The 21,160-nt window shown below is 61.6% G+C and carries 14 protein-coding genes, 1 tRNA gene and 1 pseudogene; 8 read left to right on the top strand and 8 right to left on the bottom strand.

Annotated features, from left to right (window positions below; genetic code table 11):
* Positions 1–28 precede the first annotated feature (28 nt).
* Positions 29–805 (top strand): SDR family NAD(P)-dependent oxidoreductase, encoded by a 777-nt coding sequence (locus G3A50_RS11870; RefSeq protein WP_163075473.1) that lies wholly within the window; start codon positions 29–31, stop codon positions 803–805.
* A gap of 349 nt (positions 806–1,154) precedes the next feature.
* On the opposite strand, the gene G3A50_RS11875 is transcribed toward G3A50_RS11870, so the two are convergent.
* The 4 genes from G3A50_RS11875 to G3A50_RS11890 are packed head-to-tail and all read right to left on the bottom strand — an operon-like array spanning position 1,155 to position 4,593.
* A complete protein-coding gene (locus tag G3A50_RS11875) occupies positions 1,155–1,979 on the bottom strand; it encodes a hypothetical protein (RefSeq protein WP_163075474.1) in 825 nt (274 codons plus the stop codon).
* Positions 1,980–2,021: 42 nt separating this feature from the next.
* A complete protein-coding gene (locus G3A50_RS11880) occupies positions 2,022–3,200 on the bottom strand; it encodes an ATP-binding protein (RefSeq protein ID WP_163075475.1) in 1,179 nt (392 codons plus the stop codon).
* Entirely contained in the window at positions 3,197–3,676 is a 480-nt protein-coding gene (locus tag G3A50_RS11885) for a hypothetical protein (protein WP_210255134.1), read from the bottom strand. Before G3A50_RS11885 ends, G3A50_RS11880 begins: the two co-directional genes overlap by 4 nt.
* 2 nt (positions 3,677–3,678) lie before the next feature.
* Positions 3,679–4,593 carry a hypothetical protein gene (locus G3A50_RS11890; RefSeq protein WP_163075477.1) on the bottom strand — a complete coding sequence of 305 codons (915 nt, stop codon included), beginning with the start codon at positions 4,591–4,593 and terminating at the stop codon, positions 3,679–3,681.
* 370 nt (positions 4,594–4,963) lie between these two features.
* Here G3A50_RS11890 and G3A50_RS11895 point away from each other — a divergent pair, with 370 nt between their 5' ends.
* Entirely contained in the window at positions 4,964–6,283 is a 1,320-nt protein-coding gene (locus G3A50_RS11895) for a hypothetical protein (protein ID WP_163075478.1), read from the top strand.
* A gap of 146 nt (positions 6,284–6,429) precedes the next feature.
* Here the strand turns inward: G3A50_RS11895 and G3A50_RS11900 are convergent.
* Positions 6,430–6,531 (bottom strand): annotated as a pseudogene (locus tag G3A50_RS11900) (IS5/IS1182 family transposase); the annotation flags it as partial.
* 287 nt (positions 6,532–6,818) lie between these two features.
* Positions 6,819–7,607: an AraC family transcriptional regulator gene (locus G3A50_RS11905; RefSeq protein ID WP_246251637.1), complete on the bottom strand. Its 789-nt coding sequence runs from the start codon at positions 7,605–7,607 to the stop codon at positions 6,819–6,821.
* A 96-nt stretch (positions 7,608–7,703) separates the two neighbouring features.
* Between G3A50_RS11905 and G3A50_RS11910 the strand changes: the two genes are divergently transcribed.
* From G3A50_RS11910 to G3A50_RS11920, 3 genes are all read left to right on the top strand, one after another.
* Complete coding sequence (locus G3A50_RS11910; protein ID WP_163075479.1) at positions 7,704–7,922, top strand: DUF1127 domain-containing protein; 219 nt, start codon at positions 7,704–7,706, stop codon at positions 7,920–7,922.
* A gap of 380 nt (positions 7,923–8,302) precedes the next feature.
* A complete protein-coding gene (locus tag G3A50_RS11915) occupies positions 8,303–11,077 on the top strand; it encodes a DUF927 domain-containing protein (RefSeq protein ID WP_163075480.1) in 2,775 nt (924 codons plus the stop codon).
* Positions 11,078–11,239: 162 nt separating this feature from the next.
* Positions 11,240–11,803, top strand: a complete 564-nt coding sequence (locus tag G3A50_RS11920; protein ID WP_170308637.1) for a terminase small subunit — start codon at positions 11,240–11,242, stop codon at positions 11,801–11,803.
* Positions 11,804–11,982: 179 nt separating this feature from the next.
* On the opposite strand, the gene G3A50_RS11925 is transcribed toward G3A50_RS11920, so the two are convergent.
* Both G3A50_RS11925 and G3A50_RS11930 read right to left on the bottom strand, forming a co-directional pair.
* A tRNA-Ser gene (locus G3A50_RS11925) sits at positions 11,983–12,072 on the bottom strand.
* 205 nt (positions 12,073–12,277) lie between these two features.
* Positions 12,278–12,622, bottom strand: a complete 345-nt coding sequence (locus G3A50_RS11930; protein ID WP_163075481.1) for a hypothetical protein — start codon at positions 12,620–12,622, stop codon at positions 12,278–12,280.
* A gap of 338 nt (positions 12,623–12,960) precedes the next feature.
* On the opposite strand from G3A50_RS11930, the gene G3A50_RS11935 reads away from it, so the two are divergent.
* From G3A50_RS11935 to G3A50_RS11945, 3 genes are all read left to right on the top strand, one after another.
* Positions 12,961–14,265 carry an efflux RND transporter periplasmic adaptor subunit gene (locus G3A50_RS11935; protein WP_163075482.1) on the top strand — a complete coding sequence of 435 codons (1,305 nt, stop codon included), beginning with the start codon at positions 12,961–12,963 and terminating at the stop codon, positions 14,263–14,265.
* Positions 14,266–14,311: 46 nt separating this feature from the next.
* Positions 14,312–17,491 carry an efflux RND transporter permease subunit gene (locus G3A50_RS11940; protein ID WP_163075483.1) on the top strand — a complete coding sequence of 1,060 codons (3,180 nt, stop codon included), beginning with the start codon at positions 14,312–14,314 and terminating at the stop codon, positions 17,489–17,491.
* Positions 17,492–17,761: 270 nt separating this feature from the next.
* Positions 17,762–21,073 carry a transglutaminase family protein gene (locus G3A50_RS11945; protein WP_163075484.1) on the top strand — a complete coding sequence of 1,104 codons (3,312 nt, stop codon included), beginning with the start codon at positions 17,762–17,764 and terminating at the stop codon, positions 21,071–21,073.
* Positions 21,074–21,160 lie beyond the last annotated feature (87 nt).

Genomic DNA, 21,160 nt, shown 5'->3' on the forward strand with positions numbered 1-21,160 from the left:
GGGGCCGTGACCAGCATAGGAACAGACGATGAAGATAGATCTTTCCGGCAAGACCGCCCTTGTCACCGGCTCGACCGCCGGCATCGGCTTCGCCATCGCCAAGGGCCTGCGCGACGCCGGCGCGGACATCGCCATCAATGGCCGTACTCAGGACAATGTCGACAGCGCGCTGGCCCGGCTGGGCGGCGCGGCGCGCGGGCTCGCGATGGATCTCGGCACGCCGGAGGGGGCCCGCGACCTTGTCGCGGCGGCGCCTTCCTTCGACATCGTGGTGAACAATCTCGGTATCTTCCAGCCTTCGGACTTTTTCGATACGACCGACGATATCTGGGAACGGCACTGGCAGATCAACGTCATGACGGGCGTCCGCATGGCTCGCGCCTACCTGCCGGGCATGGCGGAGCGCGGCTGGGGCCGCATGCTGTTCCTAGGCTCGGAATCCGCCTTCAACATTCCCGTCGACATGATCCACTACGGCGTCAGCAAGACCGCCGACGTCTCGCTCGCCCGTGGACTGGCCAAGCGCATGGCCGGCACCGGCGTCACCGTCAATTCCATCCTGCCCGGGCCGACGCTTTCCGAAGGCGTGGCGGCAATGCTCAAGGCCGAGGTGACAGCCGGCAAGACCTTGGAGCAGGCCGGCGCCGACTTCGTGAAGGCCCACCGACCAACCTCGATCATCGGCCGGCCGGCAACCGTCGACGAGGTGGCGAACCTGGTGGTCTACCTCGCCTCGCCGCTCGCTTCGGCCACCACGGGCGCCGCGCTGCGGGTCGATGGCGGCGTGATCGACTCGATCATGTGACGCCTCCGGCCTTTGGATGACGAAGCAGTGGCAGGTCAGCCCATTGCCACGGGTGCCGCCGTGCGGGCGCCGCATCGCGTGAGTATCAAGCCGCCACTCATGACATATAGGCATCCCTCGAAGCCCTTTTACAGAGGTCTGTTTTGGCGTGGGAAGGGGACGGGCTGATATTCAGCTGCCAACGTCCGCTTTGCGCCGCCATGTCGGACGTAGAGATCGGATTATCGCATTCCTCAAAGCTGACGTTCCACTTACCGCTCTGGAGGTCATGGTTGCGCCATGAACTGACCTTCCCATGGCACCAATAACCGGACCTTTCAGCAGCCTCCACGCCACGGCAGGAACGAGTTCACGAGCTTATTGGCTGAAGAATGAATGCCGGAAAACTCACGATGTTCGCAGTGTCTCTAATCGCCGAACTGACAGCTTCGAGCGATTCGGAAGTCGATACGATGACCTGCCGCCCGGCCGCAGCTCCCCTAGCTGCTGATCGAAGAAATTCGAACAGGCTGGCGGACTCGATCTCCTGCTGGCCCGGTTCGTCAAAGATCGCCAGACCGGGGTGGTTGGTCGCAACGTGCGTCATCAGCTCAAGACACGACAAGTAGTAAGCCCACTTAAGCCGGATCGCATCACTGGCCGAAACTTCGAAGTTGATCTCCTTCTCGACCGTCTCTCCTTTTTCTGTTTGCGTGACCAGCGGCCGAAAATTGTCGGTTGATAGGCAAATCTCATCAGGCTGGAACGAGCGAAAGCCGTATCGATCGAGGTGTTGGCGAATAGTGGTCTGGAATAGCTCAAGCTTCATTCGATCCGACGACGTGAGCTCATCACTCGGCAAAAGGCGAAGCTCGTTGGTCACGGTAGCCCAGTCCGCGGCGATCTGGCGCAGCTCGTCTAAGAGAGACAAGGACAAGTCGTCCACGGCTCGCAGCCGCTCCACAAAAGCCTGAAGGCGGACGATCTCTTCAATCGCGGCACGTGAGGGCGAAGCACTCGGCCTCATAAGTTCCTGACGAAGTGCACGCAACTGTTGCTGCATGTCCTGTAGGTCACGCTCGGACCCGCGGTAGCGAGCTGCGATTTCCTGAAGGCGTTCCCGTGAGTTCGAAAATGCCGAATCGTACAGCTCAAGTTGAGACTTTACGAAAGTAACATTTTCTTCGAGAGCCATGCCAACGATCCCAACACTGGGTAGAAGTTCGTTCGACACATCCTAGTGGCATGTCGGGCAGACGTGCTCGGATGCAGCCTTCCCCAAGTCCGATCCCAGGCGTTGGAGCTTCTGCGCGTCCTGGTTTCGCTTCAGGTCGGCCTCCAGCGACTTAACCCGAGCCTCAAGAGCCTTGTTGTCCTGCATTTCCGCCCCATGCTCGACCCGAACGGCTTCGAGCACGGCCGCGAGAACGTCGATCTTCCCGCGCAGGTCCGTCACACGGGATTGTATGTCGGGCGCCGCGACCTCTACGGTCTCCAGCTGGCTCGCCTCCAAATCGGCAATTCGGGCGGAAACGGTTTCGACTACGTCTCCGAGCCTCACCCACTCGCCTTGATAATAGAGCTGGAGGTTGATGACTGGCGTCGTAGCAAACTCTGGGGTCGGTTGCGCAGGAAGCCCCCGGATTCGTCCGACGCTGGCTGCGCCATCCTCCAGCGTCCTGCGGCGGTCCGACCACTGTCCCACTAGATCGGAGACCATCCCTCGTAGTTCTGCCCGCTTCCGCCGGTTGCGAGCAGTCTCGAAGTCTAGAAGAAATTCCATCACCCGGCGGGCAATGTCCTGAATCCGAAAGAATGTCGGGAACGGGCCCTGAATGCTCGACCAGCCACGCTTTTGCTCGACGAAGAGCATCGGAAAGATCGCCTCGAGGTACAGCGGGCACTCAGTCCCGTCGAACCGGGCCACAATTGGCAGGTCCCAGCCGAGAAACTTGGCGAGGAACGCGTGGAAGCCGTCCTCGTGAGTCGCGGAACCGGCATCGAGCACGAAATAGTCACGCTGCTCGCCCGCTGGCAGTCCCGAGCTGAGTGCTGGGCCGCTCCAAGTCTGGATCAATTTGGTGTTCTTGCCGCCAACGATATCGCGGTGGAGAACGACGATATCGCCCTCCGCATTCTCCATCTCGAGTTCCACATAGGATTGTAGGACGAGTTCGTAGGGTGCCTCCTCGAACTCATGGATTCGTTCACGCATCGCATACGGCAGCGGTATCGTGAGCTGCGGGCCCAGAGATCGCTCAAGTCCAAGAGCATATATTATGGACTGAAGACAGGTCGATTTGCCCGACGTATTTGGCGCCTGAACGATATTCAAGCCCGACTGAAACGGGATGTCGGCTCCGAAGGCTCGGGAGGCGGTGAAGGAGCGCAATCGCAGGTGCCGCAGCCGGATCATGCGCTACGCCCCTCACCCAGCAGATTGCCTACCCTCGTCTCGGTAATTGTCTTCGCCAACTCAGCGACAACCGCACGCTCAACGACTAATGCGTCCTCGAGGTTGAGCACGGCGTTGGCCGACTCGATGCCGTTCTTCGTCAGTTGGAGGGCCGCGCGCCCGGTCGTTTTCGTCCAGGTCGCCAACTGTTCGCCGACCACGAAGTCGATCGCCCGGGCGAATGCCGGTTCGACTCGAAAACTCCACGGCAGTTGATTCTTGTCGCCCGCAAGAGCGAGCTTCAACCGATCATGGCTGTCCGACCGGACGACGTCGTTGAGAATATGCAGTTTGGCCAGCGACGCGCGGTTGGATCGCGAGCAACCAAGCATCGCCATGATCAACGCGACGCGCCAGACAATCCGGAGGTCTCCTGGGACAGGGGTCGGCCGGCGCTGAAACGAAAATCGGCGCGTGGTAACATCAATCTTTGGCACGACTACGTAGTCTCCGGGAAGTCGAGCGGACAGCGGATCAGCCAGTCGCTGACTGTTCCGAGTGCGATCTGCGTGACTACGCCCGTCGACAGTGTAGGGAGCGCTTTCGTCAGCGACTCCTCAATCCTCGTCATGCTTGCCTGAAGCTGTTCGGCGGGCAGCGTAGCGGAACCGGCGCCAACCGCTATCAACCGGGTCTCTTCCGCCTCTAAGGACTGGAAGGCTCGTTCCCAAAGTACTGAATGGTTTTGACGGAGCTGATCGAGCGCGTTCTCGCGATAAAGGTGGGCCTTCACATATGCATCCCGCCGCGACGAAATTTGCGCATCGGTGGCGGAGGGCCCGTAAGCCCGCACAAGCTTCTCGTCTATCCTCATTCCGATAGATGTTCTGCTCGCGGTCATCACGTCGTCAGCAGACGGCATGTCAACCTTTAGTGGAGGACCGAGGGAAAGTGCTTTCAGTTGCTCAATTTCGCCGGCGAAATTCTCCTGGCATTGGCAAAGCGCTTCGAAGCCGGAATCAAGGAACGGTAGCCCCTGCGACTTGATCGCTAGGCCTCTTTTCCTTACATCGGCTACCACCTCTTTGTTATCCAGAAATGGGCACAGTAGTATCCATCGACTGGCGACAATGCCCGATAAGATGGGTTCGATCTTGTCTTTATATTTGGCGAGCTTCGGCAGATCCTGACCAGCCTTCGCCTTCATTGCGCTTGCGGCCTTGGCCACATCCGACGCCTCTTGGGGCGCGTAGCACTGATAGAGACAACCAGATGTTGTGAAAAACTCGAGGCCAGCATCACCTTGCACTGCATCTGGCACCACTTGGACGTTCTCGGCCCCGTGACGCAGCTGGACGAGTTGCAGGGCAAACGCCTGCCACTCGTCGCCCTTCCATGCTCGCCGATAGCTCATTTGCGCCCCCCGCACAAAACCTAGCCGTGCAAGCAAACCCTGCAAGGAGATTTTTATCCAAGTTCAGTGCAATGTTGAACGAGCCGTTGCTCTGGGATCGGATGAAGTCCAACTCAACGGCCGAATTTGGACGCAAACTGGCGGTGCGTTGATGGGCAGCGCACTGCCGCTCTACAAGCGGACACGGGGGCTATCCGGTTGCGGAGGCGACCGCGCGGCTAGGAATCAACAAATACTCACTACGAGTCGAAGGAGCCGTACGGCAAGGAGGGAATTTTGATTTGATCGCTATCCTACGTCTGCTCGGGGGCGGGCGACCGTACCAAGATGCCTCCGTGCTCATCGATCAAAATTTGGAGTTCCATCATTTATGCGGTTCAAACGCTCCGCAGGTCTTACTCAATCGGAAAAGGTCCTCTCGGACCTGTGCGACCGTTCTTTCCTGAAGTTGTGGACCTATCCCAATCTGTTCAAGAAGCCAGGCAAGGAACTCACAGACCTGCTAGTCGTGTTCGGCCGCGACATACTGCTTTTCTCCGACAAATCGTGTGCCTATCCCAATACGGGTAACCCGGGATTGGATTGGTCACGTTGGTACCGGAGATCCATTTCCGATTCCGTCCATCAGATCGACCAGGCCGAGCGCTGGCTGAGTAGCTGTCCGGACCGTGTCTTCCTTGACGCTAAATGCACAGCGCCGCTTCCGCTCGATCTCCCGTCCCGACAGGACAGACGAATTCATCGCATCTGTGTCGCGCTCGGCGCCGGCGAGCGGGCCCAGGCCAGCACGGGCAGACGCGGTTTAGCCGTCTTCCCGTCGGTACAGAACGATGCGATACCGTTCACGGTCGGAAAGACTGATAAGGCTGGCGGCTGGGTACACATTTTCGATGACCAGAGCTTGGCAATTATCCTTAAAGAATTGTCGACGATATCGGACTTTATCCACTACTTGGACAGCAAAATGGAGTTTTTCAACCGAGGTAAATTTGTCGGTGCGGAATCGGAACTCGATCTCCTAGCGTATTATCTTTGGAACGATCGGACGTTCCCGCCCTCGGAACTTCCTGTCCAGCTCGAGCCGGGCCTCTGGCCTCAAGTCGAAGCCGATCCTTCGTTCCAGCGCGGACGTGCTAAAAACGAGGCCAGCTATTTCTGGGACAGACTTATCGAATATGTCACCGGGCATTATCTCGAAGAAACGTTGGAGTTTGGCAACGAAATGGAGATGAGTGACCATGAGCGGCTGGTCAGGATAATGGCTGGTGAGACCAGATTCTTCCGACGTATACTCTCCAACTGCATTCTAGAGCGCGCGGAAATCGCCAGGCAGAACGCCATAGGAAGCATTCTAGAATCCGGCCAGCCCGACGTGAATTATGTCCTTTACATCGGGCGCGGAGATCAGGGAGGGGATCATGTCGCCTATCGGGCAGATCGCGCCTCTATCTTAAAAACTCGGTGCATTGCTGCAAAAGCGGTCAAACCAGAGAAGCGCTATATCGTCGGTATCGGGCTGGATGCGCGTGGGGCAAAAGGATCGTCGGAGGATTTCATGCTCCTCGACACTCAAGATTGGTCTTCCGAAGCCGTGGAAAAAGCTGACCAGCTACGGCGGAAACTTGGCTATTTCATTCCAGGCAATGTGATCGAGAGCCAAGTACAAGTGGATGAGTACCCGGACTCCTAAATTGACCCACCAAGCCAGCGCCATTCTATGTCGTCCAGTGCCCCCCGTGGAGTGTGTTGCATCCGCGACCGAACCGACTACCTCGCCAGCCATACGGCGAGCGGCTCGAAGCTACACATAAGACATAAGAGTCCATTGGAAAATGCTCAAGGACGGACGACCCGTCGCAGGATGAGGCTTCCGAGCGCGACATGGATCATGGCTTCGGAGACGTCGAGGCGCTGTTCGTAGTTTCGGACGATGCGCCTGCTCTCGGGCAGACACTTAACGACTGATCCTATCCAGAAGCGGCCCTTCTGAACGTCCGTCATGGGTCAGTTTCTGCCTCGGACATTCATCCGCGATATGTCCGCTTCCCACTTAAGGTCCCCAATAGAGGACGGTCTGCAGTCGGCCTCGCAACGGCCGTGGAAAATCATTCCCTCGCCGGGACCGAGTGTGGTGGGGCCAACGGCCACAATCGGGTGGAAGCGGACAGTCCGCTTTCGTACGATGCCGTGGCATAGTTGCCAGTCGAGGATGCGGCGCGATCATTCTAGCGCCTCGTTTGATACGCCGATGGCGCTGATCCCAGCAGTCGTTTGAACATCGCCGTGAACGAAGCCGGGTTCTCATAGCCGAGAGCGAGCGCGATGCTGGTCACGCTTCGTCCTTCGGCCAGTTGCGGCAGCGCCGACATGAGGCAGGCTTTCTGACGCCACTCAACGAAGGTGCATCCGGTTTCCTGTTTGAAAAGCCTCGTGAACGTTCTTCGGCTCATTCCAACCTCATCGCTCCAGTCGTCGATCGTTTCGTGAGGCGACGGGCTCTCTATGAAACTCCGACACCTCTGAGCAAGGCGTGGATGCCGAGGAAGCGGCAGCGAAAGGGGCAAGGGTGACAGCCCTCGCAGCTCATGTAGCAACAGGTTGACCAGGGCGCCGTCCCGTCCTGCCTCGTCGTACTCGGTGGCAATGCCGGGTGCAGCCATCAGAAGGCTTCGAAGCAGTTCCGACACGCCAACTACTTCGCATCCGCCGAAACGGTCGGGAAAGACGGCCTCATCGATATAGAGGCTGCACATCGCGACCCGGCCCAACATCCTAACAGCATGCTGCGTATTGGCCGGGATCCAAAGCCCACGCTGTGGCGGCATCATCCACGAACCCTCGGGCGTGGACACGAGGACGACGCCCGATGATCCATAAAGGAACTGGGCACGCTGGTGATGGTGAAGGGCAGCCTCGTACCCGTCCGGGTAGTCGATGCCGAGCACCAGAACCGGCCGATCGATTTCCCGATCTGCGAGCAGAGATTCCGATGTTGTCGCTTGGCCCATCCGCATAAGAGTTTAGCCTAGCAGCGGTGGCAGGCCAGCAGCAAGAGGATCAAATTGGAGATGAGGATTCCATAAAATGTTACCTATCCCTCGGAGGCTAAAATGGCCGATGTTTTGGTCCGCCATCGCACACTGTCGACGCCCCGGCATACGATCAGCCAGGCAGACGCACTGCAGAGTCTGGTGAAGCGGATCCACCTTTGTATCCAGCGTTCGCAGCAGCGATCAGTGCTTGCCGAGCTCGATGACGAGCGCCTGCGCGACCTGGGCCTTTCTCGGGAAGACGTTGCGCGTGAATGTGCAAAGCGCTTCTGGCAGTAGGACCAGTCCGAGCAGCGTGTGAACTCGCGACAGTCGGAATGTCCGCTCGCGGTCGTTCAAGCAACGTCTGAGAAGGGCGACAAGGGGGAGCAGAAGGGCAGCTGCGCGGTATTCGTTACCCGATAGCTGACTGCCCGGAGACGGCCCCAAATCGGTCATTCGTGATAACCGCTGCGAACGTCCGTTTCAGGCTCGAACCGCGCTGAGGACTTTCGCGCTACCTAATCCCTTGGCAGGTTGGAATCTCAAGACGGCAAGGCTGGCGTGAAGATGCCGGGAACGGCGCAGTCAATCCAACTCGTTTCCAAGTCCCCTGGCGCTATCTCGGGCGGCGTCTCCGTTTGGTACGGTAGGCCATCGCCCATGAGGCGGCAACGATAATGACGGCCAATCCGTGCGCCGCGCCCGGCAATCAGTCGAACGTGCTGGCGAGCTCCTCCTTCAAGATTGGACAGCGTATCGCTTCAGGCGAAATCGCTCGCGATGATGCGGAGCGCTCCCTCCTTGCTGCCGGCATGCAGATGGTCAACGGCGATGAGAAGCATCGTTGGACCCAGCGAACCGTGCTGGATGTCGTAAAGCGCCAGATCAAGGCCAGCATTGGAAGCGCTATTGGGCCGGATCGCATTGAACATCGTGTCATCGTCGATCTCGACGGTTGCTTCGACCGTAAGCCGGCCCCCTCCGCTACCACGCCCACCAGGATGCCGATCGTTCCCGTGCCCGTCGATGCGCCACCGATGCGCTTCAAGCACCCCGCTTGGGGCGAGCCTCAGAGGGCCTGGGACTATCGCGATGCAGCCGGCCACCTGGTGGGCTATACGGCTCGCTGGCCTTCCGACGATCACGACTCCAGCCAGGTAGCGCACGTCACCTTCTGCGATCTGGGTAATGGCAAACGCGGCTGGCGCATGAAGGCGATGCCGGCGCCCCGGCCGCTGTTCAATCTGCCGGCGATCCTATCCCGCCGCTCGGCGCCCGTGCTGATCTGCCCGGACGAATGGTCGGTCGATGCGGCGATGATGTTACTGCCGGACATGGTGGCGACCACGACGGCACATGATCCTAAATCCCCTGCATCGACGGCCTTCTCACCGCTGGCCGGCAGGTCGGTCGTCTTGTTGCCTGCGATAGGCCGCGCGGGTCAGGCGTGGGCCGACATGGTCGCTCATGAGGTGGCCAAGGCGGGTGCCGGCAATGTGAAGGCGCTCGATCTCAGCCTCGTTGCTGCCGACGTTTGGGGTGATGCGCTGCCTCCTGACGAAGGGTGGGGCATCGTCGATGCTGTCGACGCGGGGCTGACCGCTGAAACGTTGGCAAACCTGATAAATACTGATGCCGAAGTGATCGGTTTCCATCTCGACGCCCGCCAGAAGCGGGCCGCCGATGCCGTGTTGAACTCCGATGTGATGCGCGCTGCCGAGGAGGCATCGCCTCTATTCAAGTCGGATCCGACGGGCGTCTTCAAGCTCTGCGACGTCAAAGAGATGGGCGAATCGCGACAGGAATATCGCTGGTTCTGCTCGCCATTGACCGTTGTTGCCGAGACGCGGGACGAGGATGGTCGGAATTGGGGGCGATTGCTGCGCGTCCTCGACCGCGATGGTCGCTCCAGAGAATGGGCTATGCCCATGGAACTGCTGGGGGGCGATGGCTCGGACTATCGGCGCGAATTGCTGCGCATGGGATTGACCCCAGCGCCCGGCAACAAGGCGCGGGAATTTCTGCACGAATTCATCTGTACCCAGCGTCCGAAGGAAAAGGCGCGGTGTGTGTCGCGAACCGGCTGGCATGGCCGGACCTACGTCACCGTTGACGGCGCAATCGGCTCTGGCGCCGCTCACAAGCGCCTATTGTTGCAAACTGCCGTGCCGCCAGATCATCCGTTCCGCACTGCAGGCAGTCTCTCGGGTTGGCAACAGGACGTCGCCCGATACGCGGCAGGCAATTCCCGCTTGGCTCTCGCCATCTCGGCCGCACTTGCTGCGCCGCTGCTTTATCCCCTCGATGCCGAGGGCGGCGGCTTTCATTTCCGTGGAGCGTCGTCGACCGGCAAGAGCACGGCGCTCATTGTCGGCGGCTCGGTCTGGGGTGGCGGTGGCCTCAATGGCTTCCTTCGGACGTGGCGAGCCACGTCCAATGGCCTGGAAGGTGTCGCCGCGCTTCATTGCGATGCGCTGCTCTGCCTGGACGAAATGGGGCAGGTCGATGGGTGCGAGGCCGGCTCCATCGCCTACATGCTTGCAAACGGCTCAGGGAAGTCGCGTGCCGGTCGAAGCGGTGAGGCCCGGTCTGCGGCAAGTTGGCGCGTTCTGTTCCTGTCCAGTGGCGAAGTGAGCCTTGCCGACAAGCTCTCCGAGGATGGGCGCGCCCGACGTGCGGCTGCCGGCCAGGAGGTGCGTATCGTCGACATCCCCGCCGATGCCGGCGTTGGTTTCGGCCTGTTCGAGGATCTTCATGGCTTCGACAGCGCCGACGCCTTCGCCCGCCATCTGAAGTCTGCGGCCGGTCATCATTATGGCCACGCCAGTCGCGCCGACCTCAAGAGCGTGGTCGAGCGGTTCGCCGAAGTTCGCCAGCAGGCACGCGCTCTTGCCGATCAATTTGTCCGCGACCACTGTCCCGATGGTGCTGACGGCCAGATCAGCCGGGTAACCGCGCGGTTCGGCTTGATCGCGGCGGCGGGTGAGATCGCTCGTGAGGCGGGGATCCTACCTTGGCCGGAAGGTGAGGCCATGCGGGCAGCGGCGCGGTGCTTCCACGACTGGCTGGCGCAGCGTGGTGGCATCGAGCCTGCGGAAGAGCGGAGCGCCATCGCACAGGTGCGCCACTTCATCGAACTGCACGGAGCATCGCGGTTCGAGCCGATCGGAGAAGGGCGAGACCATGCCGAACCGCGCGTGATCAACCGGGTGGGATTTCGGGGCGGTGATGCCAGCAATGGCTACGAGTACATCGTTCTGCCGGAGGCTTGGAAAACCGACATTTGCGCCGGACTGGACGCGGCTTTCGTCACCAAAGTGCTGGCAAAGCGCGGATTTCTTAAGGTTGGTAGCGACAGCAAACCCCAGACCAAGTGCCGGCTACCGGGCTTTGAGAAGCCACCCCGCTGTTACGTCCTTCGCTCGACCATCATGGAAGACGCGGAGGCTTGAGCGCACAGGTGCCCGGCCAGCTGTGTGCTGTCGAGGCCAAGCGTGTTCCCCTTGTTCCCCAAGACAAAAACAGGAGGGGAACAGAAATTCGGCAACGATATCAGTCGCGTACCCCTTGTTCCCCCCATTCCCCACGAAAACACACTACAAGTGAGACGTTTCATGACACGCGCCAGTATGACGGCCAAGCAGCAGCGTTTTGCCGAGGAATACCTCGTTGATCTGAATGCCACCCAAGCGGCGCGGCGAGCGGGGTACAGCGCGAAGACGGCTGTGGACATCGGGCGTCAGCTCCTCCGCAAAACTCCGGTTGCCGAACGGATCGCGACCGGAATGGCAGAAAGAGGCGCCCGCACCCAGGTCACCCAGGATCGCGTGCTTCAGGAAGTCGCGCGGATTGCCTTCCTTGATATCCGCAAGGTGTTCAATGGCGATGGCACGATGAAGCCACTGCACGAGATGGATGACGACACCGCTGCCGCACTGATCGGCCTGGATGCGATTGAACTGCGCGAGGGCGGCACGGCGGTCGGGTCCATCAAGAAGCTGAAGCTCTCCGACAAGACAGCCGCGCTCACACTGCTGATGCGCCACATGGGCATGCTCAATGACAAGCCGAAGATCGTCGGTGAGACCGAAAATCCGCTCACGCTGCTGATCAAGCAGTGCCAGGGTACGGCAATTCCGGTCGTCGCTAATCCGCCCGACGATGATGATGACGACTGACAGCACGCGCAACCGATGACCGGGAACAGGGCGGCGGCCACGGGCCTGCCGCCCTTTTTTGTTCAGCCGCGTTCGCCAGAATTCGCCGGAATGTCTGTCGACGGGTGGGGTATGCGGTGGGGTAGCTCTTCGCGAGCTAAAAAACTATCAAACAATATCAAGTATTTGATGAGAAATGTTGGCGGAGGGAGCGGGATTCGAACCCGCGATACGGTTCCCCGTATACACACTTTCCAGGCGTGCGCCTTCAACCACTCGGCCACCCCTCCGTCGCTGGGCGCCTCTGCCCATTGCAGGTGGGCGAGATATAGGGAAGTGGCGCGGCTGGCAAGCCCGCCACAGGGCTGATCGCCACGCCGTGTCGCAGGCGGTCGCCAAAGTGCACTCAGAGCACGCGCTGCCCCGTGGCGAGCATACTCGTGCCCGCCACTGCGGCCGGAAGGCGGCGCGCGCGGCGGCCGGGGTGCTGTCCTGCTATTTCGTAGCGGAGGTCGACGCAATGGCGCAGGTCGCGGCATCGGCCTCGGGGCCCATCAGGTGCACCTGGTCTTCGCCCTTGGCTCCCGCGACGATGTTGTAAATCGTGGTGCTGGCCTGGCCCGCCGGCTTGCCGCCGGAGGTGAAGTCACACGTGACCTCCACGGAGGCCAGCGTCGCCGGGGTGCCGTTGGTGACAGACACATTCAGCACCGTCCCGACCGGATCGGTGAACATATCGCCTTGATGCAGCTTGATCGCAGGGTCGGCGGCCTGAACGGACCCGGCCGCGAGGAGCGAAGCGCTTGCCAGGGTGGCCAGAAGGAGGGCTTTCGGCGTCATTGAGCGTCTCGCAAGGGGCGCACCTGCGGTGTCGGGGCGCACATGTTTCCAACAGCTTCTACCGCAGCGCGAGCCTAGTGGTTGCAGCGCTCAAATCAACCGGTTTGCCGGAATCCGCACCGTAATACGCCCGGCGCGCGACGAACGTTTTATCCCGGAGTTTCCAGGCGGACATGCCTCCGGTTGCGCGGGCGGATTGTTCCCGCCGTGGCAAATACAACACTATGCAATAATATTCTTGAATTTACTTGTCAGATAAAGCCGATGCACGGGCGTAGACAAGCCTAGCCTCACCGGTATATTTCCTCCGCGGGGTTGCGAGGCATGGGGGAAGCGGGATGATTCCGAGCGCACGTCTGTCCGGTTCGCGGCGCCGTTGGTTTGGTGCGGTCGCCGTCGTTGCGGTTGCGGGAGCGCTGACGGCGTGCTCGGAAGAGAACAAGTATGTCCCCCCGCCGCCGCCCAAGGTGACGGTGACGACCCCGCTGGCGCATCCGGTCACCCGCTACCTTGAACTTACGGGCAACACCGCATCGATCAATACGGTCGATCTTGTCGCTCGGGTCGAGGGCTTCCTGATGGCCATCGACTACAAGGACGGTACGGTGAAAAAGAAGGGCGACCAGCTCTTCCTGATCCAGCAGGACACCTACCAGGCCAATCTCGACCAAGCTAAGGCCTCGTTGGCGTCAGCAGAGGCGCAGCTCACCAACGCGACGGCGGAATATCAGCGCCAATCGACGCTGGGCAAGCAGGACTTCTCCTCCCAGGCCGTCGTCGACAAGGCGCTGGCGGCGAAGCAGCAGGCAGAGGCCTCGGTGGACGCGGCCAAGGCCGATATCGAGGTTGCGACGATCAATCTGGGCTACACCAAGGTGCTGGCGCCTTTCGATGGGATCGTGACCCGCCATCTTGCTGATGTCGGCCAGCTCGTGGGCCACAGCGAGCCGACCAAGCTTGCCACCATCGTCCAGATGGACCCGATCTATTCCTATTTCAGCCTGAGCGAGAATCAGGTTCTGCGGATCAAGCAGACGCTCGCCGAACGCGGTCGCACCATCGAGCAGGTGAAGGATGTCGAGATCGACATCGGCCTGCAGAACGAAGAGGGCGAGTACCCCCACAAGGGGCATCTCGATTATGTGTCGCCTGAGGTCGATCCTTCGACCGGTACGCTGCTCGTTCGGGCTATTTTCGACAACAAGAACCTTTCCCTGCTTCCCGGCCTTTTTGTGCGGGTTCGTATTCCTGTGCAGAAGATTCCAGACGCTCTTCTGGTTGACGATACCGCCATCGGTGATTCCCAGCAGGGCCGCTATGTGCTGGTGGTCGACAAGGACAATACCGTGCAGCAGAAGGTGGTGACCACGGGCCAGCAGGTCGGTGACCTGAGAGTTGTCGAATCCGGCCTGACGGTCGACGACCGGATCGTGATCGGCGGCATCCAGCTCGCGACCCCGGGGTCCAAGGTCGATCCGCAGATGCAGGCGCCCCCGACCATGCCTGCCGACGCGACATCGCAGACGCCGACGACCGGCGCGGCCAAGCCCTCGGATGCCGCGCCTGCAGAAGCAAAGCCTGCCGAGGCAAAGCCTTCCGATTCAACGCCCGCTGATTCGGCACCCGCGAAGTCCGCGCCCTGATCCGAGAGCCCCGCCACCTGGCAAGCCCGCACCGAAGGTCAGAGCCATGATCTCACGCTTCTTCATTGAACGGCCGGTTCTCTCGAACGTGCTGGCGCTGGTGTTCGTGCTGATCGGCTCGGTCGCGCTGTACACGCTTCCGGTCGCACAATATCCCAATGTCGTGCCGCCGACCGTGCAGGTGACGACGCTGTATCCGGGTGCGAGCGCGCGTACGCTGGTCGACACCGTCGCCTTGCCGATCGAACAGCAGGTCAATGGCGTCGAAGGCATGCTCTACATGCAGTCGACGAGCGCGTCCGACGGCACCTACACGCTCACCATCACGTTCGCGATCGGCACGGATCCCGATTTCGCGCAGGTTCTGGTGCAGAATCGTGTCGCGATTGCCATGGCCTCGCTACCGCAGGCGGTCCAGGTCCAGGGCGTGACGACGCAGAAGAAGTCGACGGCGATCCTGCAGTTTGTCGCGCTCTATTCCCCCACCGATCAATTCGACAGCCTGTTTCTGGCCAATTACGGCATCATCAACCTGCAGGACGAGATCGCCCGCCTCGATGGCGTCGGCAGTGTGAGCGTGTTCGGCTCCGGTCAGTACGCCATGCGTGTCTGGCTCGATCCTGATCAGCTCCAGTCGCGCGGTCTGACCCCGCAGGACGTGATCGACGCCATCCAGCAGCAGAGCCAGGAGGTCGCCTCGGGCGTCGTCGGCATGCCGCCGGTGCCGAAGGGGCAGAATTTCCAGTACACGCTCACCATTGCCGGGCGTCTGAACGATGCGGCCGATTATGAGAACATCATCGTCAAGGTCAGCAATGCGGACGGCGGCCGAATAACGCGTCTACGCGATGTCGCGCGGGTCGAGCTCGGGGCGCAGACCTACAGCCAGACCTTTACTTTCAACGGGAAGCCCGCCGCGGCGCTCGGTATCTATCAGCTGCCGGAAGCTAATTCGCTCCAGGTCGCGACCGAAGTGCGGGCGAAGATGACCGAGCTCGCCAAGAATTTTCCGCCTGGCCTAGCCTATCAGGTGCCATTCGATACCACGATCTTCGTCAACGCGTCGATCAGTGAGGTCTACAAGACCCTGTTCGAAGCCGGCATTCTGGTCCTGATCGTCATCCTCGTCTTCCTCCAGGACTGGCGCGCGACACTGGTGCCGGCGACGACCGTGCCCGTCACCATCATCGGCACCTTCGCGGCCATGGCGGCGATGGGATTCTCGGTGAACCTGTCGACACTGTTCGCCATCGTGCTCGCCATCGGTATCGTGGTCGACGACGCCATCGTCATTGTGGAAGGCGTCGCCCGCCACATCGAGGCGGGCCTGCCGGGCCGGCAGGCGGCCGAGAAGGCGATGGACGAGCTGTTCGGGCCCATCATCGGCATCACACTTGTGCTGATGTCGGTCTTCATTCCAGCCGCTTTCATGCCGGGGCTGACCGGGCAGCTCTATCAGCAGTTCGCCCTCGTCATTGCCGCCACCGCCTTCATTTCCGCCATCAACGCGATGACGCTCAAGCCGACGCAGTGCGCGCTCTGGCTGCGTCCGCCCGTGCCGCTGGAGAAGCGTAATTTCTTCTACCGTGGCTTCAACGCGGTCTATGACAAGGCGGAGCATTGGTATGCCGGCCTCATCAAGCGCATGGTCCATGTGAGCTATATCACCGTGTCCGTGGCTCTGGTGCTGATCGGCGTGGCGATCTGGGGCCTGACCCGGGTTCCCACCGGCTTCCTGCCGACCGAAGATCAGGGTTATGTGCTGATCGGCGCGCAACTGCCTGACGCCGCCTCGCTGCAGCGCACCGACGCGGTGATGAAGCAGATTTCGGACATTGCCTCGAAGAACCCCGCCGTCGACAACGTGATCGCGATCTCGGGCATTTCGGTTCTGGACAATAACGCGACCCTTCCCAATGCCGGCGTTGCCTATGTCATGCTCAAGGACTGGGGCGTGCGCGACAAGGACGGCGAAGGGCTGCTCTGGGTCTACGAGTCGCTGAACAAGGCTCTCAAGGATGTCGAGGGCGCGCGCACCTTCGTGCTGGTTCCGCCGCCGATCCAGGGCATCGGCAACGCGTCCGGTTTCACCATGATGGTGGAATCAAAGAACGGCAGCTTCGATTTCGTGGAGTTGCAAAGCGTTACCCAGCAGATCGTGAAGAACGCGTCCAGCCAGTCGGCGCTTCAGCATCTGAGCACCTCGTTCCGCGCCAGCGTGCCGCAGCTTTTCCTGGAGATAGACCGTGTCAAGGCGGAGACGCTGGGCGTCACGGTTGGACAGGTGTTCTCGACGGTCCAGGGCTATGTGGGCTCAAGCTACGTCACTCAGTTCAACCAGTTCGGGCAGACCTTCCAGGCCTATATCCAGGCGGAGGCCGACTTCCGGCGTACGCCTGAGGAAATCCTGAATCTCAAGATCCGCACCCCGACGGGCGTTATGGTGCCGCTCGGCACGCTCGCCACGGTGCGGCCGATGTTTGGGCCGCCGCTGGTCACGCTGTACAACCTCTATCCGGCCGCCACGATCGTAGGCAGCCAGGCGACGGGCTTCAGCTCCGGTCAGGCGATCGACATCATGGCGCAGGTGGCGGACCAGACCCTGCCCAAGGGCATGGGCTTCAACTGGAGCGCCATGTCCTACCAGGAAGTGGCGGTCGGCAACGAGGTCTACTTCGTCTTCGGGCTTGCCATCCTGCTGGTCTATTTCGTGCTCGCGGGCCAGTACGAAAGCTGGATCCAGCCGTTCTCAGTGCTGCTCGCCGTGCCGCTCGCTCTGCTCGGCACCGTGGGGGCGCTCACCGGTATCGGCATCGCCAATAACCTTTATACCCAGATCGGTCTTATTCTGCTGATCGCGCTGTCGGCCAAGAACGCGATCCTCATCGTCGAGTTCGCGCGCGAGAAACGTGCGGAGGGTATGGAGATCATGGACGCGGCGGTGGAGGCGGCGAGACTGCGTTTCCGCCCGATCCTGATGACCTCCTTCGCCTTCATTCTCGGCGTGCTGCCGCTGGTGCTGGCGACCGGCGCGGGTGCCAATTCGCGCAAGTCGATCGGCATTGCCGTGTTCTCGGGCATGCTTGCCTCGACGTGTCTGGCGGTGTTGTTCGTGCCGTCCTTCTACACGGTGCTCCAGCGCTTCGAGGAGTGGCGCATGCGCCGCGGTGGTAAGCAGCCGGAGACGCCGACCCATCCCGCAGGCGAGCCCAAGCCGACGGCCTGAGCCGCCGGCTTCGGGGGGCGGGGGCACGCGGTTTGGCCTCGTTTCGTGGCGACCGCCTGAATTTGCGGCAATGTTCTGCTGTTTCGAAGAGCGGGCGTGAGCCTACGCCGCCGCGAGCTTTTGCGAAGGCCTCTTGGCGCGTCTGCTCCAAGGGATTGGCTGTATCAAGCCGGCATGAATTGTGCGTTCATCATGAGATGTCTTGGTTCCGCGACCTCGTGCTTCTAAGCTCGGTCGCCGCGCCGCGGTCCTGCAGTTCAGTTGGTGCCTATGACAATCTTTGCGAGCCTTCATCACGTTACGAGCTACAAGTATGATCGCCCCGTCGCGCTCGGGCCTCAGATCATCCGGCTCCGCCCGGCACCTCATTGTCGCACTCCTGTAAGAAGCTATTCGCTGAAGGTCACGCCGGCCAATCACTTCGTGAACTGGCAGCAGGATCCGTTCGGCAACTGGATGGCCCGCTTCGTCTTTCCCGAGAAGGGCACGGAGTTCCGCATCGAGGTCGACCTGATTGCGGACATGACCGTCTACAATCCGTTCGATTTCTTCGTCGAGGAATTCGCCGAGACGCTGCCTTTCGTCTATCCGACGGCGCTCGCAAAGGAGCTCATCCCTTATCTTGAGGCCGAGGAGGGGGGACCCCTGCTCGAAGCCTATGTGGAGAAGGTGCGCCCGGAGAACGGCGAGCCGACGGTCGATTATCTGGTCAAGCTCAACCAGCAGCTCCAGTCCGATGTGAACTATCTCATCCGCATGGAGCCCGGCGTTCAGGCTCCCGACGAGACGCTCAAGCTCGCCGCGGGTTCCTGCCGCGATTCAGGCTGGCTTCTGGTGCAGATCCTGCGCCGGCTCGGTCTCGCGGCGCGTTTCGTCTCGGGCTATCTCATCCAGCTGAAACCCGATGTGAAGGCGCTCGACGGTCCTGCCGGTACGGATGTCGATTTCACCGATCTCCATGCCTGGTGCGAGGTCTATCTGCCGGGCGCCGGGTGGATCGGTCTTGATCCGACATCCGGCCTGCTCTGCGGTGAAAGCCATCTCCCGCTGTGCGCCACGCCGAACTATGCCTCGGCGGCACCGATCTCCGGTTCCTACGCTGCCGATGGCGAGACCCGGACCGATTTCGAGTTCGACATGCGGGTGACGCGCGTCGCCGAAAAGCCCCGCGTCACACTGCCGTTTTCGGACGATTCCTGGGCGTCGCTCGACGCGCTCGGCGACCGTGTCGATGCGGATCTTGCCGCGCAGGATGTCCGCCTCACCATGGGCGGTGAGCCAACGTTCATTTCCATCGACGACTATCAGGGCGCGGAGTGGAACACGTCCGCCGTGGGGCCGACCAAGCGCATGCGCGCGGATGATCTGATCCGCCGTCTGCGCAAGCGTTTCGCGCCGGGCGGCATGATGCACTACGGGCAGGGGAAGTGGTATCCCGGCGAAAGCCTGCCGCGCTGGACCTTCTCACTGTATTGGCGCAAGGACGGCAGGCCCATCTGGCGTAATCCCGACCTCATCGCCACTGAGAGCCTCGCCTCCGCGACGATAGAGGATGCGCGCCTCTTCACGGAAGGGCTTGCCGAGCGTCTCGGTCTGGGCCCCACCTATGCGACGCCAGCCTTTGAGGACCCTGCCCACTGGGTGCTGAAGGAAGGCGACCTGCCCGACAATGTGGACCCGTTTGATTCCAAGCTGGAAGACCCGGAGGCGCGTGCCCGGCTGACGCGTGTGTTCGAGCGTGGACTTGGGCGGCCGACCGGTTATGTGCTGCCGGTGCAGCGCTGGCAGAGCCGCTCGAAGCCGAGCTGGATCAGCGAGAAGTGGCGGTTCCGCCGCGGCAGGCTGTTCCTGGTGCCCGGCGATTCTCCTGTGGGCTACCGGCTGCCGCTGGCGAGTTTGCCCTGGGTACCCCCCGCGGCCTATCCCTACGTCAATCCAGCCGACCCGATGACGATCACCGGCGACCTGCCGGACGCGGAGACGCTGCATCAACTCTATCGCCGCACATCCACCGATGACAGCCAGCAGGATCAGGTGGATCAGGTCCTCACCGGAACCGGTTCGGTGCGAACCGCGCTGTCGGTGGAACCTCGCGATGGCCGGATCTGCATCTTCATGCCGCCGACCGAGCGCCTCGAGGACTATCTCGAACTGCTCGCCGCGGTCGAGGTCACGGCGGACGAACTGAAGCTCCCGGTGCATGTCGAGGGCTACACGCCTCCGGTGGACCCGCGCCTCAACGTCATTCGCGTCGCGCCTGATCCGGGCGTGATCGAAGTCAACGTGCATCCCGCCTCGAACTGGAAGACCTGCGTCGAGATCACGCGCGATCTGTATGAAGAGGCGCGCCTGTCGCGGCTCGGCACCGAGAAGTTCATGGTCGACGGGCGCCACACCGGTACGGGCGGCGGCAACCATGTTGTGGTGGGTGGCGCCACGCCGGCGGACAGCCCGTTCCTGCGTCGGCCGGACCTGCTCAAGAGCTTGGTTACCTATTGGCAGCGCCATCCTTCGCTCTCCTATCTTTTCTCGGGGCTCTTCATCGGCCCGACGAGCCAGGCGCCACGCATCGACGAGGCACGGCACGACAGCCTGTACGAGCTTGAGATCGCCATGTCGCACGTGCCGGTTCCGGGCACCGGACAAGCGCCGCCGCCGTGGCTGGTGGACCGCCTGTTCCGGAACCTCCTGACCGATGTCACGGGCAACACGCATCGCTCGGAAATCTGCATCGACAAGCTGTTTTCGCCGGACGGGCCGACGGGACGGCTTGGCCTGGTGGAATTCCGGTCCTTCGAAATGCCGCCGGACTGGCGCATGAGCCTTGCCCAGCAGCTTCTGGTGCGGGCTCTCATCGCCTGGTTCTGGCGCGAGCCGCAGGAAGGCCCGCTGGCCCGCTGGGGGACCGCGCTGGCGGACCGTTTCATGCTGCCGCATTTTGTCTGGTCGGACTTCACCGACGTGCTGAAGGATCTCGGCCGCGCCGGCTATCCGTTCGATCCAATGTGGTTCGAGGCCCAGCGCGAGTTCCGCTTTCCCTTCTTTGGGCAGGTCGAGTATGGCGGCGTGTCGCTGGAGTTGCGGCAGGCGTTGGAGCCATGGCACGTGCTCGGTGAGGAGGGGGCCGTGGGCGGCACGGTTCGCTTTGTCGATTCGTCGGTCGAGCGGCTACAGGCCCGCGTCGAGGGGCTGAACCCGATCCGCCACATCGTCACCTGCAATGGCCGGCGGCTGCCGCTGGTGCCGACCGGGCGTTTCGGGGAGTATGTTGCGGGCCTGCGCTTCAAGGCGTGGCAGCCCGCCTCCGGATTGCACCCCACCATCCCGGTCCACGCCCCGCTGACCTTCGACATCGTCGATCTGTGGTCAAACCGTTCGCTGGGCGGCTGCGTCTACCATGTCGCGCATCCGGGCGGACGCAATTATGAGACTTTCCCGGTGAATTCCTACGAAGCGCAGGCCAGACGTCTGGCGCGGTTCCAGGATTACGGCCACACTCCCGGCTACCTGTTCGTTCCGCCGGAAGAGCCGACGTCGGAGTTCCCGACCACGCTCGACCTGCGGCGCCCGGCCAATATCTGACGGGTCGTAGCAGGACGTGTAAGCGCCCAAGCATCGCTTGCCCGCTCCCAGCCACGAGCTGGGAGCGGGCGGAGCTTTTTGGGCGTG

The sequence above is a fragment of the Ancylobacter pratisalsi genome (assembly GCF_010669125.1).
Lineage (GTDB): Bacteria > Pseudomonadota > Alphaproteobacteria > Rhizobiales > Xanthobacteraceae > Ancylobacter > Ancylobacter pratisalsi.